Origin of the sequence: Achromobacter sp. (genome assembly GCF_036567245.1) — a bacterium.
Classification (GTDB): Bacteria; Pseudomonadota; Gammaproteobacteria; order Burkholderiales; family Burkholderiaceae_B; genus Achromobacter.
Genome location: NZ_DATCUY010000093.1, coordinates 1 through 16,352 on the forward strand (window position 1 = coordinate 1; position 16,352 = coordinate 16,352).

At 65.8% G+C, this 16,352-nt stretch carries 11 protein-coding genes; 6 read left to right on the top strand and 5 right to left on the bottom strand.

Features of this window, described 5'->3' with window-relative positions:
• Positions 1 to 2,540, bottom strand: a 2,540-nt coding sequence (locus VIR09_RS03820; RefSeq protein WP_332011664.1) for a cation:proton antiporter, incomplete at its 3' end; no start/stop codon positions are given.
• A 184-nt stretch (positions 2,541 to 2,724) separates the two neighbouring features.
• Here VIR09_RS03820 and cpdA point away from each other — a divergent pair.
• The gene (gene cpdA / locus VIR09_RS03825; RefSeq protein WP_332011665.1) at positions 2,725 to 3,564 is read left to right on the top strand and encodes a 3',5'-cyclic-AMP phosphodiesterase; all 840 of its coding nucleotides are present in this window, start codon (positions 2,725 to 2,727) and stop codon (positions 3,562 to 3,564) included.
• A 344-nt stretch (positions 3,565 to 3,908) separates the two neighbouring features.
• Here the strand turns inward: cpdA and rpoH are convergent, their stop codons facing one another.
• From rpoH to fghA, 3 genes are all read right to left on the bottom strand, one after another.
• The gene (rpoH, locus tag VIR09_RS03830; protein WP_173144569.1) at positions 3,909 to 4,793 is read right to left on the bottom strand and encodes an RNA polymerase sigma factor RpoH; all 885 of its coding nucleotides are present in this window, start codon (positions 4,791 to 4,793) and stop codon (positions 3,909 to 3,911) included.
• Positions 4,794 to 5,020: 227 nt separating this feature from the next.
• Positions 5,021 to 5,710: a hypothetical protein gene (locus VIR09_RS03835; RefSeq protein ID WP_332011666.1), complete on the bottom strand. Its 690-nt coding sequence runs from the start codon at positions 5,708 to 5,710 to the stop codon at positions 5,021 to 5,023.
• 94 nt (positions 5,711 to 5,804) lie between these two features.
• Positions 5,805 to 6,671, bottom strand: coding sequence for an S-formylglutathione hydrolase (gene fghA / locus VIR09_RS03840; RefSeq protein ID WP_332011667.1), 867 nt, complete (start codon positions 6,669 to 6,671; stop codon positions 5,805 to 5,807).
• A gap of 233 nt (positions 6,672 to 6,904) precedes the next feature.
• Here fghA and VIR09_RS03845 point away from each other — a divergent pair, with 233 nt between their 5' ends.
• The 4 genes from VIR09_RS03845 (at position 6,905) to VIR09_RS03860 (ending at position 15,153) form a co-directional block, all read left to right on the top strand.
• On the top strand, positions 6,905 to 7,669 hold the full coding sequence (locus tag VIR09_RS03845; RefSeq protein ID WP_332011668.1) for a hypothetical protein: 765 nt from the start codon (positions 6,905 to 6,907) through the stop codon (positions 7,667 to 7,669).
• A gap of 436 nt (positions 7,670 to 8,105) precedes the next feature.
• Positions 8,106 to 12,845 carry a glutamate synthase-related protein gene (locus VIR09_RS03850; RefSeq protein ID WP_332011669.1) on the top strand — a complete coding sequence of 1,580 codons (4,740 nt, stop codon included), beginning with the start codon at positions 8,106 to 8,108 and terminating at the stop codon, positions 12,843 to 12,845.
• A gap of 8 nt (positions 12,846 to 12,853) precedes the next feature.
• The gene (locus VIR09_RS03855) at positions 12,854 to 14,320 is read left to right on the top strand and encodes a glutamate synthase subunit beta (protein ID WP_332011670.1); all 1,467 of its coding nucleotides are present in this window, start codon (positions 12,854 to 12,856) and stop codon (positions 14,318 to 14,320) included.
• A gap of 194 nt (positions 14,321 to 14,514) precedes the next feature.
• Positions 14,515 to 15,153, top strand: coding sequence for an OmpW/AlkL family protein (locus VIR09_RS03860; RefSeq protein WP_332011671.1), 639 nt, complete (start codon positions 14,515 to 14,517; stop codon positions 15,151 to 15,153).
• A 34-nt stretch (positions 15,154 to 15,187) separates the two neighbouring features.
• Here the strand turns inward: VIR09_RS03860 and VIR09_RS03865 are convergent, their stop codons facing one another.
• Positions 15,188 to 16,060: a LysR family transcriptional regulator gene (locus VIR09_RS03865; protein ID WP_332011672.1), complete on the bottom strand. Its 873-nt coding sequence runs from the start codon at positions 16,058 to 16,060 to the stop codon at positions 15,188 to 15,190.
• 65 nt (positions 16,061 to 16,125) lie between these two features.
• On the opposite strand from VIR09_RS03865, the gene VIR09_RS03870 reads away from it, so the two are divergent.
• On the top strand, positions 16,126 to 16,352 hold a 227-nt coding region (locus VIR09_RS03870), incomplete at its 3' end, for a YbfB/YjiJ family MFS transporter (RefSeq protein WP_332011673.1).

The window sequence follows — 16,352 nt, forward strand, 5'->3', positions numbered from 1 at the left end:
GGCGTCGGCGCCGACACAGGCGCGGGAACCGGAGCGGGCGCCGCATTGGCCTGCGAAAACTGCTTCCATACTTCGATCGCGCGCAGGCGCTGCTTGGCCACGACCTGGATGCGTTCGCGCAAATGCTCGTCGCGCGCCAGCAAGGCGTGGAAATCGCGCGAGGACAGCATCAGCAGCTTGCTGTAGCCCAGCGAGGTCACCTCCGGCATCAGCTGCTGTTCGCCCAACAGGCCGAGTTCGCCAAAGAACTCGCCGCTGCCCAGCTCGATCATGGTGTTGTCGGGCAGATGCACGGCCACGGCGCCCGAGGCCACGAAACACATCTCTTCGCCATGGCGGCCCTTGGTCAGCACGCGTTGGTCCGGCAGCGCCAGGCGCGGCTTGAGCAGCTTGCTGATGGCGCGCAAAGAATCCGCGGACAGGCCTTCGAACAGCGGCACGCGCTTGATCAGCTCGGCCGCGCTCATTTCGATGTCCAGCGGCGGGTGCTTGTCGATATGGGCCCAGCGGCTCTTCAACTGCGCCATCAGGTCCGCGTACACCTCGCCGCTGATCAGAAACTGCTCCAGCATGTCGCGGTAGCGGATGCGCTCCATTTCACGGGCTACGCGGCCCAGGTAACTTTCCTGCAGCCACTGCGCGTAGGATGGGTATTGCAGGTTCAGGGCCTGCATGGCGTTTTCGATCAGGTCCAGGCGGCGCTGGTGCAAGACCACGATGCGCTGCGTGGCTTCCTCGCCCAGCAGCGGCGTGATTTGTTCGCGCGCGAACGCGATCAGGCGCTGCGCCACCGACCGCTTGCTCATCAGATTGGCGAAACGCTGGCCCAATTCGCGCGCCAGCCAGCCTTGGAAGCCGAACACGTAGTGCAGACGCAGGGCCAGGCGGAAGCCGGTGGAATAGCGCACGTCGGCAACGATGGCGCGCTCGAAGCCGGGGATGCCGCCCAGCCGGATCGCGTCCTCCAGCCGTTCCGCCCGCGCCAGCAGGGTTTCGGCCATGCGCCAGTCCACGATCTGCGCCTTCAGGATGTCGAAGAACATTTCCTCTTCGCGCTGGGCCACGATGGCCAGGCCTACCGACACGCGCTGCTCGTCCGTCATCTGGCTGACCTGGCCGTCATGCACGCTGGTCAGGCTGGCGTCGAACACCGCGCGGATGCGGTCGCGGACCTCGGTGCCGATATGCTCGGTTTTGGCGACCTCTTCGGTCTTGCCCTGCAGGTCTTCCAAAGCCACCGCCAGCGCCTGGTTGCGGATGGTGCGCTCCACCGGCGACAACTGGTTCAGGCCCAGCATGCGGATCAGCGGCCTCAGGCTGATGCCGTTGATGAACAAGGTCAGCAGCACATAGCTGGTGGTGGCCACCGCGATGAATTGCCGCGCCTCTTCGGCCACCCCGGTCTGCTCGGTCACGGCCAACGCCAGCGCCAGCGACACGGCGCCGCGCAGGCCGCCCCACAGCATCACCACCTTGTAGGGATTGCTGACCTTGGTCCCCAGCCGGGTCAGTCCAAGCAGGGGCAACAGGCCGAAGACGACGATGGCACGCGCCACCAGCGTCGCCACGAACACCACCGCCACCAGCGCCAGTTCCTGCCAGTCGGCGGCTGCCATCAGCTTGGGGATCAGCATGGCCGCGAACAGGAAAATCAGCGAGTTGGCCCAGAACCCGAACTGCTCCCAGGCGCTGGACAGATACTCGAAGGTAGTAGGCGACATGCGCGTGCGGCCGGTGGACCCGACCACCAGGCCGGCGATCACCGTGGCGACCACGCCCGACACGTTCAGGTAGTGCTCGGAAATGAAGAAGGACAGGTAGGCCAGCGTCAGCGTCAGCGTGATTTCCGCGGTCGGAAAGCCGCGCAGCCAGGCGAACAGGAAGCAGGCCAGCCGGCCCATGGCGAAGCCGGCCAGGCCGCCGCCGATGAAGTGCACGATGAAGTCGTTGAAGATGCCGCTGGCGGTGAGTTCGCCATGGCCGCCCAGCACGGCCAGCAGCACCGAATACAGGGCGATCGAGGCCGCGTCGTTGAACAGGCTTTCGCCTTCGACCAGGGTGGTCAGGCGCTTGGGCGCGCCCACTTCGCGGAAGATGCCCACCACGGCCACGGGGTCGGTGGTGGCGACGATGGCGCCCAGCAGCAGGCAGACCACCAGGCCGTAGGGCGAAATGGCGTCCAGGGTCAGCCCGACCACCACGGTGCAGACCACCACGGCCACGATGGCCATCATGAGGATGGGGCCGATGTCGTCCATCAGGCGCCGCACGTTCATGGACAGCGCGGTCTCGAACAAGAGCACCGGCAGGAACACCATCAGGAAGGTTTCGGACGAAATCTCGAAGCGTTCCAGCGAGTCCAGGAAGTCGCCGATCCAGCTGGGCGCCCAGCCGTGCACGTGCACGATGATGCCTAGCAGACAGCCGACAATGGCCAGCAGCACCGAGTAGGGCAGCTTGAGACGGCCCGCCAAAGGCGGCATGAAACAGACCAGCGTCAGCAAACCTGCCAGGCCGAATACGAGAAAACCTACATCCATGTTCTGTTAGCGGAGCTTGTGTGAAGTTCCACAAGAATAGCGGCTTTTTCCCTCGCGATCGGGCCGGAGACCGTCAGGAATCGTGGAGAATGCACGTTTCGTTACCCCAATGCGGACAAGCGATACGCGTGGCGCCGTGTTTTTTGGGTAATGTGGAATCGCACAAACTTTGCAGGAGCGGCACTTGGCCCGGATCCATTCCCTGACCCGGCGCGACGACGCGCCCGCCATGCTGGTCCAGCTGACCGACAGCCATCTGTTCGGCGAGCCCGAAACCTCGATGCTGGGCGTCAACACGGACGCCAGCCTGCGCGCGGTGCTGCGCCAGATCGAGGCGGACGGCAAGCATCCCGATCTGCTGTTGGCCACCGGCGACATGTCCCAGGACGGCGAGGCCGCAGCCTATCGCCGGCTGGCGCGCGTCCTGTCCGAGGCGCCCGCCCTTGCGCAGGCCAGCATCCGCTGCCTGCCGGGCAACCATGATCTGCCGGCCGTGATGCGCCAGGAACTGCCGCAATGGTCGGTTCCGGTGACCGACGTGGGCGCTTGGCGCGTGGTCGCGCTGGACACCACCGTGCCCGGCTCCAACGCCGGCCATCTGCCCGCGAGCCAGCTCGACCTGCTGGAAGCCGCGCTGGCCGAGGCGCCGGGCCGCCACACGCTGCTCGCCATGCATCACAACCCCATGCAGATCGACAGCCACTGGCATGATTCGATGATGATCGACAACCCGCAAGCGCTCTTCAAGCTGCTGACGCGCTGGCCGCAAGTCCGCGTGCTGCTGTGGGGCCATGTGCACCACGAGTTCGACCGCCGCCGCCACAACCTGCGCATGCTGGCCACGCCGTCGACCTGCTTCCAGTTCAGCATCCGCGACGGCAAGCACGTGGTGGACAACATGGCGCCCGGCTACCGCTGGATCAAGCTGTACCAGGACGGTTCAATGGCGACGGGCGTGCGGCGCGTGCAGGATGCGCTGTGGCATGGAGCCAAGACGGCTGCTGACAACGCCCAGGCGGCCTAGGCAGGCCGCGCGCTTGTCGCCCCGGCGGCAAACGGCGTTCGCCGAGCCCGCCATCCGCAAGCCCAAACCAGACGCGCATAAAAAACGGGGCACCAGCTATGCATGGTGCCCCGCAAGCATCCGTCTCATAGGGGAGGGGAAAGAGGAGAAGCCGAGACGGATGACAAGACTGCTAACCGAAGTTCGCGGTCTACATGAAGTTAGGCGGGGCGATCCCTATTAAGTTTCTTGCGCCGCGCAAAATTTCCGCTCGAATTTGTATCAATTTATTCACGCGCGGCCGCAGTCCACCGGAAAAGCAAAAGGGCCGCTGATGGGCGGCCCTTTGCATGATCAAGGCAGGCTCAAGATGCGAGGTTGCCGCGCATCTTCTTCAGCGCGGCCGCTTCGATCTGGCGGATGCGCTCGGCCGACACGCCGAACTCCTGTGCCAGCTCGTGCAACGTGGCGCCGCCGTCGTCCTGCAGCCAGCGAGCCTCGACGATACGGCGCGAACGCGGATCCAGCGCTTGCAACGCATCGGTCAGGCCGGCGCTTTGCAGTTGGTCGCGCGCGGCGCGTTCCAGTACCCGGGTGGGTTCCTGGCGGCCTTCGTCGGACAGGTAGGCGATGGGCGCGTAGCTGTCATCGTCGTCGTCCTGGTTCTCCAGCGACATGTCGCGGCCGGACAGGCGCACTTCCATTTCACTGACGTCTTCGCGGCGCACGTTCAGTTCGCGCGCGATGTGGTCAACCTGGTCCGGATCCAGCGTCTGGCCGTCGGGACGCATGCTGCGCAGATTGAAGAACAGCTTGCGCTGGGCCTTGGTGGTCGCAACCTTCACCAGGCGCCAGTTGCGGATGATGTATTCGTGGATTTCAGCCTTGATCCAGTGCACGGCGAACGACACCAGGCGCACGCCGCGCTCGGGGTCGAAGCGCTTGACGGCCTTCATCAGGCCAACGTTGCCTTCCTGGATGAGATCGGCATGCGGCAGGCCGTAGCCCAGGTACTGGCGAGCCACCGACACCACCAGACGCAGGTGCGACAGAATCAGTTCGCGCGCGGCGCCCAGGTCTTCCTGGTCGCGCAGGCGGCGGCCAAGCTCGGTTTCACGTTCCGCGGACAGCACCGGCAGGCGGTTGACCGAGGAGATATAGGCGTCGATCGTGCCAAGTGCGCCCGGATTGGCAATGGCCAACGCCAGGGCGTTGCCGGAAGCGGCCAACGAGGTACTGGGTTGTTTCATAGCGGGGATCTCCGGATGGCGAAGGGATAACGACATGGATTCGATGTTAGCACTCTAGTATTGGGAGTGCTAATTCGACTATTGCGGCGCGTCAAAGTTTCGTTCGACGATATGCGTCCCCGTTTATTTTTTAGCAGAATGGGAAGGCCGTCTCTCCGCCGGGCTGCCCAAGGGCAAGCGCGTCTGGGGCAGCCAGCCCGCGCGGCAAGGGCAGCGTCGGGGCACCACTACCATCCCAGGCGCTTGAGCCCCTCGGCCGTGGCCTCGCCATCGGGACGGACGAACAGCGCTCCGCGAGGATCCATCAGCACCTGATAACGCGCACCGTCGAACATCGGCATATACGCGCCGCTGCCGAATTGGACATCGACAAACGGGAACCAGTTCGGGAAATTCTTTTTCAGCGATGCCAGGTCGGGCGCCGGCCAGTCATCCAGCGCATGGACCGAACGCGTGGCCGAGGCCTCTCGCGCCGCGTCGCTGTAGCGGCCGGACAGGCGCTCCAGCCGGTACAGCGGCGGCACGCCAGCCATCAGCGCCGGCAAGCGCCAGCGCACCACCCGCGCGTCGATTTGCCACTGGTCTCCGTAAAGGACGTACAGCTTCGTCCCGGTGCCGGGCGCGCTGGCGTTGACCTGGAACTGACCGTCGGCCACTTGGCGCACTTCAATGTGCGCCACCGGTTCGTCGCCCGTCAGTCGGAAGAATTGCACCAGCGACAGCGCCAGCAGGCCGGACACGCATCCCAGCAGCACCAGCATCAGGCCAAACAGGCGGCGCACCGGCCGGAACTGGAACATCTTGCGGCCGCGCTCATCGCGCGGGCCGCCGCGGCCCAGCAGCATGACGATGCCAGGCAGCAGGACGACGACGGCGCCCAGCAGTATCCAGACGAAGGGAGCGATTCCGTTGATCAAGTCAGACGTTCCTATTGAGCACAGACCGCAGGCGGCGCCCCCAGGGCGCGCTGCGAGCCTGCCGCGGCAGGCTCGCCAGTATAGAAGCGCCCCCTCAGGGCGCCGGTTTTCCAAGCCGCTCGACGTGAAACCGGATGTGATCCTCGATGAAGGTCGAGATGAAGTAGTAGCCGTGGTCGTAGCCCGGGTGGCGCCGCAGGTCCAGCGGCTGTCCGACGGCGGCGCAGGCCGCCTCGAATACCTCGGGATACAACTGCTCGGCGAGGAACTGATCCGACTCGCCCTGATCGATCAGGATGCCGGCGGGGAACGGGTTGGCGGCGCCGCGCATCAACGCGGATGCGTCGTAGGCGGCCCAGTCCTCGACCTTGTCGCCCAGGTAGGCGCCGAACGCCTTCTTGCCCCAGGGGCACTGGCTGGGCGCGGCGATAGGCGCGAACGCCGACACCGAGCGGAACTTGCCAGGGTTGCGCAGCGCCAGCACCAGCGCGCCATGACCGCCCATGGAATGGCCAAAGATGCCGGTGCGCGATGCATCGCCGGGCAGCGCCTCGCCCGTGACGATGCCGTGCAGCTCCTGCGTCACATAGCCGTACATGCGGTAGTGGCCGCGCCAGGCGGGCGTGGTGGCGTCCAGGTAGAAGCCCGCGCCGGTGCCCAGATCCCAGCTTTCGTCCTCGCCGGCCACGTTGGCGCCGCGCGGGCTGGTATCCGGGGCGACCAGCATGACGCCGAGTTCCGCAGCCAGGCGCTGGGCACCCGCCTTGATCATGAACGTCTCTTCCGTGCAGGTCAGGCCCGCCAGATAGAACAACACCGGGACCGGGCCTTGCTCGGCCTGCGGCGGAATGTAGACGGAGAAGCGCATGGGCAGGCCGATCTCCGCTGACTCATGGCGGTAGTAGCGCTGCCAGCCGCCGAAGCAGCGATGCTGCGAGATGAGTTCCAGGGCGACTGCCATTGCTTTTCTCCGGTCGTGGTGATTGGAAAAAACGCCCGCGGATTAGGGGATACCCACGGTGCGACGTTCCGTCGCCGAATGTTAACCTGGGCTTTATGGGGTACGAACGACAGAAAAAAAAGCGATTTCCTGCCCCGACATGATCACGGGACTTGACCAGCGCCCACCGTGGCACTATTTATATACCGTGAGCGAAGACAACCCGTTCTTCCAGATACGCAAGTCCTGACACTATGGCCCGTCTGCCCCGTCTGTACGCCCCTGGGCTGCCCCAACTGGTGCAGGCCAACTTTATCCAGCCGCTGGCGGCACCGTCGCAACCCGCGCCGGCCGACATCTTGAACCAATTGGCCACGTGGCTGGGCGAATCCGCCCAACGCCACCGCGTCTCGGTTCACGGCTGGCTGCTGGCCAACGACCGTATCCTGCTGCTGGCGACGCCCGCGGACGAGGAAGGCCTGCCGCGCCTGATGCAGACGCTGGGCCGCAACCTGGCGGCCCGCTTGCGCGGCGGCCGGGTCTTCGCCGGCCGCTACCGCTCGGCCTTGCTGGAGCCGGGCGCCTGGGTGCTGCCGTCCCTGGTCTGGCTGGAAACCTACCCGGTGCGCAGCGGCGCCTCGCAGGATCCCGATTCCTGGCCCTGGTCCTCCGCCGCCAGCCATACCGGCAACACCACCGCGGCGCCCGCGCAGTGGCAATCGGATCACGCGGATTACTGGGCCTGTGGCAACACCCCGTTCGACCGCCAGGCCAACTACCGCAAGCGCTTGCAGGATGGCCTGTCGCGCGAGGAGACCCAGCGCATCGACCAGGCCGTCTCCGGACAATGGGCGCTGGGCGGTCCCGCTTTCATCGCCAGCCTGGCCCATACGGCCAGCCGCCGGGTCGCACCGGGTCAGCGCGGACGTCCGCGCAAGAAGCCGGCCGCGCCGGCGTCCGCCGATGCGGAGCCGGGCTCTACGCCCCCCACCACGACACCCACGTCGACCTCCTCCTGATTACGGACCCGCCTGAATGGCGGGTTCTTCACTTTGCGCTGCCGCCATGGCCGGCAGACGCGCCCGGCGCTTTGTTTCGCTTGCCGCGCACGGTTGCGGCTGGCTGGCCAACGGGCGCGCCGGTGGATGGCCGCATTTGCATTTCCGCAACGCCAGACCGCATCCCGGATGCGTCAAAAACGGCAATGTAAATAGGGACATATAAAGCCAAAAGTGACGATTTCCCGGCTGCGCGCGCACCCTGCTGGTGCATACCCCTCTGGCAAGGCCCGTATGGCGCGATTCTTGATGCGTCACCGAATTAATTCCCAATTACATGGCGTCATTATAAATAGGGACGCTCCCTAATTATTCCTATTGCACCCTACTCATCTCGGGGGTATTGTCCGTCTCCTGCACTGCAACATTACGACGCAGGCCCACTGCGGAGCGCGCCATGCCCCAAATTACCCCGATCGACTCCTGTCCCCCGCCCAAGGCGACCCCCATCGATGCCAGCCGCATCGGGCTGCCTGCCGCCCAGGGCCTGTACAACCCCAAGAACGAACATGACGCCTGCGGCGTCGGTTTCGTGGCCCACATCAAGGGCAAGAAAAGCCACGCCATCATCCAGCAGGGCCTGAAGATCCTGGAAAACCTGGACCACCGCGGCGCGGTCGGCGCGGACAAGCTGATGGGCGACGGCGCCGGCATCCTGATCCAGATCCCCGACACGCTCTACCGCGACGAGCTCGGCCATCAAGGCATCACCCTGCCGCCTCCTGGCGAGTACGGCGTGGCCATGGTGTTCCTGCCCAAGGAAACCGCTTCGCGCCTGGCCTGCGAACAGGAGCTGGAACGCTCCGTACGCGCCGAGGGCCAGGTCGTCCTGGGCTGGCGCGACGTGCCCGTGGACGTCGACATGCCCATGTCGCCCACCGTGCGCGCCTGCGAACCCGTGATCCGCCAACTGTTTATCGGCCGCGGCGCCGACGTGATGGTGCCGGACGCGCTGGAGCGCAAGCTGTACGTGATCCGCAAGACCGCCAGCCACGCCATCCAGAACATGCATCTGGCGCACGGCAAGGAATACTTCGTGCCTTCGGCCTCGGTGCGCACCGTGGTCTACAAGGGCCTGCTGCTGGCCGACCAGGTCGGCCGCTACTACCGCGATCTGGCCGATACCCGCACGGTGTCGGCGCTGGCGCTGGTGCACCAGCGCTTCTCGACCAACACCTTCCCGGCCTGGCCGCTGGCCCACCCGTACCGCATGATCGCCCACAACGGCGAAATCAACACGGTCAAGGGCAACTTCAACTGGCTGCGCGCCCGCGAAGGCATGATGCAGTCGGCCGTGCTGGGCGACGACCTGAAGAAGCTGTACCCCATCGTCTACGAAGGCCAGTCCGACACCGCCACGTTCGACAACTGCCTGGAACTGCTGGTGAACTCGGGCTACTCGCTGGCCCACGCCATGATGATGATGATCCCGGAAGCCTGGGAGCAGCACACGCAGATGGACGAAAGCCGCCGCGCTTTCTACGAATACCACGCCGCCATGATGGAGCCGTGGGACGGCCCCGCCGCGGTCGCGTTCACCGACGGCCGTCAGATCGGCGCCACGCTGGACCGCAACGGTCTGCGCCCGGCCCGCTACTTGGTCACCGATGACGACATGGTCATCCTGGCTTCCGAAGCCGGCACGCTGTCCATCCCCGAAAACCGCATCGTCAAGAAGTGGCGCCTGCAGCCGGGCAAGATGTTCCTGATCGACCTGGAACAGGGCCGCATCATCGACGACGCCGAGATCAAGCTGCAGCTGGCCAACAACCGGCCCTACCGCCAGTGGATCGAACGCCTGCAGATCAAGCTGGAATCGCTGCCGGCCCCGCGCCAGGCCGCCGTCGCCACGCAGTCGTCGGTGTCGCTGCTGGACCGCCAGCAGGCCTTCGGCTGGACCCAGGAAGACTACAAGTTCATCCTGGAACCCATGGCCTCGACAGGCGAGGAAGTCATCGGCTCGATGGGCAACGACGCCCCGCTGGCCGTGCTGTCCGATCGCGCCAAGCCGTTCTACAACTACTTCCGCCAACTGTTCGCGCAGGTCACCAACCCGCCGATCGACCCCATCCGCGAACAGCTGGTGATGTCGCTGGTGTCCTTCATCGGCCCCAAGCCGAACCTGCTGGACATCAACAACGTCAATCCGCCGCTGCGCCTGGAAGTGTCCCAGCCGGTGCTGGACTTCGCCGCCATGGCGCAGATCCGCGACATCGAGCAGGTCACGGGCAAGAAGTTCCGCAGCTTTGAGCTGGACATCACCTATCCCGCCGCCTGGGGCCCCGAGGGCATCGAAGCCCGCGTGGCCGCGCTGTGCGCGCGCGCCGTCGACGCGGTGCGTAGCGGCTACAACATCCTGATCGTGTCCGACCGCCTGGTCGACAGCGAGCGCGTGGCCATCCCCGCGCTGCTGGCGACCTCCGCGGTCCACCAGCACCTGATCCGCGCCGGCCTGCGCACCAATACCGGCCTGGTGGTGGAAACCGGCTCGGCGCGCGAAGTGCACCACTTCGCGCTCCTGGGCGGCTATGGCGCCGAAGCCATCCACCCCTACCTGGCGCTGGAATCGCTGGGCAAGCTGAACGACCCCGAAAAGGCGGTCAAGAACTTCATCAAGGCCATCGGCAAGGGCCTGAACAAGGTCATGTCCAAGATGGGCATTTCCACGTACATGTCCTACACCGGCGCGCAGATCTTCGAAGCCGTGGGCCTGCAGACCGCCCTGGTGAACAAGTACTTCACCGGCACCGCCTCCAACATCGAAGGCATCGGCATCTTCCAGGTGGCCGAGGAAGCGCTGCGCCAGCACCGCGCCGCCTTCAGCACCGATCCGGTGCTGGCCAACGATCTGGACGCGGGCGGCGAATACGCCTACCGCGTGCGCGGCGAAGAGCACATGTGGACGCCGGATTCCATCGCCAAGCTGCAGCATGCTTCGCGCGCCAACAACTACCGCACGTATAAGGAATACGCGCAGATCATCAATGACCAGAGCCGCCGTCACATGACCCTGCGCGGCCTGTTCGAGTTCCGCTTCGATCCGTCGCGCGCGATTCCGCTGGACGACGTCGAATCCGCCAAGGACATCGTCAAGCGTTTCGCCACCGGCGCCATGTCGCTGGGCTCGATCTCCACCGAGGCGCACTCGGTGCTGGCCGTGGCCATGAACCGCATCGGCGGCAAGTCCAACACCGGCGAAGGCGGCGAGGACGAACTGCGCTACCGCGCCGAAATGCGCGAAGGCAAGAGCACCATCAAGGACGGCGACACGCTGGCCTCGGTGCTGGGCACGGACCGCATCGAAGCCGACGTCGAACTGAAGAAGGGCGACTCGCTGCGCTCGAAGATCAAGCAGGTGGCCTCGGGCCGTTTCGGCGTGAGCGCCGAGTACCTGTCGTCGGCCGACCAGATCCAGATCAAGATGGCGCAAGGCGCCAAGCCCGGCGAAGGCGGCCAGTTGCCCGGCCACAAGGTGTCCGAGTACATCGCCAAGCTGCGCTACTCGGTGCCGGGCGTGGGCCTGATCTCGCCCCCGCCGCACCACGACATCTACTCGATCGAAGACCTGGCCCAACTGATCCACGACCTGAAGAACGTCAATTCCAAGGCTTCGGTGTCGGTCAAGCTGGTGTCCGAAGTGGGCGTGGGCACGGTGGCCGCCGGCGTGGCCAAGGCCAAGGCCGACCACGTCGTGATCGCCGGCCATGACGGCGGCACGGGCGCGTCCCCGGTGTCCTCCATCAAGCACGTGGGCACGCCCTGGGAACTGGGCTTGGCCGAAACGCAGCAGACGCTGGTGCTGAACCGCCTGCGCAGCCGTATCCGCGTGCAGGCCGACGGCCAGATGAAGACCGGCCGCGACGTCGTCATCGGCGCGCTGCTGGGTGCCGACGAGTTCGGCTTCGCGACCGCGCCGCTGGTCGTGGAAGGCTGCATCATGATGCGCAAGTGTCACCTGAACACCTGCCCGGTGGGCGTGGCCACGCAAGACCCGGTCCTGCGCAAGAAATTCCAGGGCAAGCCCGAGCACGTCGTGAACTTCTTCTTCTTCATCGCCGAGGAAGTCCGCGAAATCATGGCCCAGCTGGGCATCCGCAAGTTCGACGACCTGATCGGCCGCGCCGACCTGCTGGACATGCGCTCGGGCGTGGAGCACTGGAAGGCCCAGGGCCTGGACTTCGCCCGCGTGTTCCATCAAACCCAGTCCGACGCCGACGTGCGCCAGACCGAAGAGCAGGACCACGGCCTGGCTGGCGCGCTGGACCACCAGTTGATCGAGCGCAGCAAGCCCGCGCTGGAACGCGGCGAGAAGGTTTCCTTCATCGTCCCGGTGCGCAACCGCAACCGCACCATCGGCGCCATGCTGTCGGGCGCGGTGGCTTCGCGCTACGGCCATGAAGGCTTGCCGGACGACACCATCCACATCCAGTGCAACGGCACCGCCGGCCAGAGCTTCGGCGCGTTCCTGGCCCACGGCATCACGATGGACCTGGTGGGCGAAGGCAACGACTACGTCGGCAAGGGCCTGTCCGGCGGTCGCATCATCGTGCGCTCGCCCAACGACTTCCGCGGCTTCGGCCCCGACCACATCATCGCCGGCAACACCGTGCTGTACGGCGCATTGGCGGGCGAGGCGTTCTTCAACGGCGTGGCCGGCGAACGCTTCGCGGTGCGCAACTCGGGCGCGGCCACCGTCGTGGAAGGCACCGGCGACCACGGCTGCGAATACATGACCGGCGGCACCGTCGTGGTGTTGGGCGCCACCGGCCGCAACTTCGCAGCCGGCATGTCCGGCGGCGTGGCCTACGTGTGGGATCCGGAACGCACGCTCAAGCAGCGCGCCAACCTGTCCATGGTCGAACTGGAAAGCATCATGCCGCACGCGGAACAGCTGGCCCAGAACAACATCGACATCTGGCACAGCGCGCAGCGCGGCGGCGAACGCGAAACGGACGAAGCCATCCTGCGCCGCCTGGTGGAAGACCACTTCCGCTACACCGGCAGCTTCCGCGCCCGTGAAATCCTGGGCGACTGGGAAGCCTCGCGCGGCAAATTCGTGAAAATCATGCCGACGGACTACCGCCGCGCATTGGGTGAAATGTGGCGTGCAGCCAACCCGCAACAACTGGCTGCGTGAGGAATACCATGGGAAAGATTACCGGCTTTATGGAATTTCAGCGCCTGCAGGAGGCCTCCGAGGCCCCGCAGAAGCGGCTGAAGAACTGGCGCGAATTCGTGCTGCACCTGAGCGACGACCAGGCCAAGCAGCAGGCGGCGCGCTGCATGGACTGCGGCATCCCGTTCTGCAACAACGGCTGCCCGGTCAACAACATCATCCCGGACTGGAACGACCTGGTGTACCGGCAGGACTGGAAGCGCGCGCTGGACGTACTGCACTCCACCAACAACTTCCCCGAGTTCACCGGCCGCATCTGCCCGGCGCCGTGTGAAGCCGCCTGTACCTTGAACATCAACAGCGACGCGGTCGGCATCAAGTCCATCGAGCACGCCATCATCGACAAGGGTTGGGCCGAAGGCTGGGTCGCGCCGCAGGTGCCGGCGCGCAAGACCGGCAAGAAGGTCGCCGTGGTGGGCTCCGGCCCCGCCGGCATGGCTTGCGCGCAGCAGCTGGCCCGCGCCGGCCACTCGGTAACGCTGTTCGAGAAGAGCGACCGCATCGGCGGCCTGCTGCGCTACGGCATCCCCGACTTCAAGCTGGAAAAGCATCAGATCGACCGCCGCATCTCGCAGATGGAAGCCGAAGGCGTGGAATTCGCGCCCTCGACCTACATCGGCAACCCCAGCGACCCCGTGGCCGACGGCCTGACGGTGCGCACGCCGCAGTCGCTGCTGGCCGAGTTCGACGCGGTGGTGATGAGCGGCGGTTCTGAGACCCCGCGCGACCTGCCGGTGCCCGGCCGCGAGCTGTCGGGCGTGTATTACGCCATGGACTTCCTGCGCCAGCAGAACAAGGCGGTGGCGGGCGACCGCCTCACCAACCAGACGCTGGCCAAGGGCAAGCACGTGGTGGTGATCGGCGGCGGCGACACGGGTTCCGACTGCGTCGGCACCAGCAACCGCCACGGCGCGGCCTCGGTCACGCAGTTCGAGCTGATGCCCCAGCCGCCGGAAAGCGAGAACAAGACCATGACCTGGCCGTACTGGCCGCTCAAGATGCGTACGTCGTCCTCGCACGAGGAAGGCTGCGAGCGCGACTGGTCGGTGACCACCAAGCTGCTCCAGGGCAGTAACGGCAAGGTCGAAAAGCTGGTCGGCGCGCGCGTCGAATGGTTCAAGGATGAAGCCACCGGCCAGATGAAGATGCGTGAGGCCGAGGGCTCGGAATTCGAGATCAAGGCCGACCTGGTGCTGCTGGCCATGGGCTTCGTATCGCCCGTGCAGACGGTGCTGGACGCCTTCGGCGTCGATCGCGATGCGCGCGGCAACGTGCGCGCCAATACCGACGACTACCGCACCAACGTCGAAAAGGTCTTCACGGCCGGCGACATGCGCCGCGGCCAATCCCTGGTGGTCTGGGCCATCCGCGAAGGACGCCAGTGCGCGCGTTCGGTGGACGCCTACCTCATGGGCAGCAGCGAACTGCCGCGCTGATCACCACGATCAGGCTCGACCAGATCGCCGCCGGACGCGTTGCGCCGGCGGCGATTTTTTTGTCTGCGCCACGGCGTGTTGCTACATAACCACTTTTCTATTGCGGTCTTTTCACGATTTGACACACATCAAGCGGGCCGGACGCCAGGTTTGAGAACCTGTCGTCTCACCCAATGGAAAGATCGGAGAAGAGAATGTTTTCGCTGAACGGCCGTATCCGCGCCACCGCCATCGCCGGCCTGCTCGCCGCTGGCACGCTCGCCGCCCCCGCGCACGCCCACGAAGCGGGCGACGTGCTGTTCAAGGTCGGCGTCACCCAGGTCCGCCCCTCGTCCAACAACGGCACCGTGCTCAATGGCAGCGTCGGGCTCGACGTGAACAACAACGTGCGCCCGAGCTTCACGCTGACCTACATGGCCACGCGCAACATCGGCATCGAACTGCTGGGCGCCTGGCCCTTCCAGCATGACGTCAGCGGCAGCGGCCTGGGCAAGATCGGTTCGACCAAGCAATTGCCGCCGACGCTGAGCCTGCAATGGCACATCCTGCCCGACAGCATGATCCAGCCCTACATCGGCGTGGGCATCAACTACACCCACTTCTTCGACACCAAGGCGGAAGGCCCGCTGAAGGGCTCGAACCTGAAGCTGGGCGACTCCTGGGGCGTGGCGGCGCAATTGGGCGCCGACTTCAAGATCAACGAGCGCTGGTTCATGAACGCGGATATCCGCTACATCGACATCCGCTCCAAGGTGAAGCTGGACGGCCAGCATATCGGCACCGCGCGCATCGATCCGTGGGTCGCGACCATCGGCGTCGGCTACCGCTTCTAAAAGCAGGAGGGCCGCGCGCCGTGCGCGGCTTTCCTCAACCTTGCGGCGCCGCCAGCTTGTGCCGCAGGGCCTGCAACGCCGGCGTATCGTCGTCGGCGCGCCAGACCAGTTGGGTCAGGGCCCGGCCATGCGAGCCGGACAGGGAGCCGACGCGCACCGTATGCTCCGCTCCCAGCACCGCCAGCACCGAGCGCGGCACGATGGCCACGCCCGAGCCCGCCGCCACGCAGGCGACGATGGCGTGGTACGAGGCGAACTCCATCACCTTGCCAGGCGCTACGCCTTCCTGGTTCAGCCAGGATTCCAGGATGCGCCGGTACGAGCACCCTGCCGTGAACGCAATGACGCTGCGGTCGCCCAGATCCTTTGGGCTTTCGATCGGATCCCAGGCCAGCGGCGAAATCAGCGCCAGTTCTTCCTTGAACGCATCCAGCGCCGCCAGGCCCTCGGCCGGAAAGGGCTGGGCCACGAACGCGGCTTCGATCTCGTAGTTGCGCACCTTGGCCGCCAGCGCCGCCGAAGTGCCGGTCACCAGTTCGATCCGCACTTGCGGCCAGGCCGTGTGATAGGCCGCCAGGATGGGCGGCAGGCGCGCGGCCGCCGTGCTTTCCATGGTGCCGATGCGCAGCACGCCTTTTGGAGAGCCGTCGCGCACAGCGGCCTGGGCCTCGTCGGCCAGGCGCAGCAGGCGGTCCGCGTAGGACAGCAGCACTCGGCCCTGGTCGGACAGCACCAGCCGGCGATTCTGGCGCCGGAACAGCGGCGCCTCCAGCGAGGCCTCCAGCTGCTTCAGGCGCGTCGACACATTGGACTGCACGCGGTTCAGGTGTGCGGCGGCGCGCGCCACGCCGCCCTGGTCGGCGACCGCCTTGAAAATCTGCAGCGCATCAAGGTCCAAGTTTCTCATTTTGAGAACTCGCTTTCTTAATAATTCACTATTAATGATATTAGTACAGCCGTAGAGTAGGGGCCATGTCAACGCCCATTTACCCTTCTGTCTCCTCGTCGCGCAGCGCTGCCGCCCTCGCATGGCCGGCAGCGCTGGCCCTGGCCGCCGCCATGGGGATAGGCCGGTTCGCATTCACGCCGGTCTGGCCTCTGATGGCGCAGGAAGCCGGCCTGTCGCTGGCGCAGGGCGGCTGGCTGGCCTCGGCCAACTACGCGGGCTATCTGCTGGGCGCGCTGGCCGCGGTGGCCTG

Bases quoted from the DNA above. Each gene is read 5' to 3' on its own strand.
- rpoH (WP_173144569.1), bottom strand. From the start codon at position 4,793: ATGAAACAACCCAGTACCTCGTTGGCCGCTTCCGGCAACGCCCTGGCG.
- fghA (WP_332011667.1), bottom strand. From the start codon at position 6,671: ATGGCAGTCGCCCTGGAACTCATCTCGCAGCATCGCTGCTTCGGCGGC.
- VIR09_RS03845 (WP_332011668.1), top strand. From the start codon at position 6,905: ATGGCCCGTCTGCCCCGTCTGTACGCCCCTGGGCTGCCCCAACTGGTG.
- VIR09_RS03850 (WP_332011669.1), top strand. From the start codon at position 8,106: ATGCCCCAAATTACCCCGATCGACTCCTGTCCCCCGCCCAAGGCGACC.
- VIR09_RS03855 (WP_332011670.1), top strand. From the start codon at position 12,854: ATGGGAAAGATTACCGGCTTTATGGAATTTCAGCGCCTGCAGGAGGCC.
- VIR09_RS03860 (WP_332011671.1), top strand. From the start codon at position 14,515: ATGTTTTCGCTGAACGGCCGTATCCGCGCCACCGCCATCGCCGGCCTG.
- VIR09_RS03865 (WP_332011672.1), bottom strand. From the start codon at position 16,060: ATGAGAAACTTGGACCTTGATGCGCTGCAGATTTTCAAGGCGGTCGCC.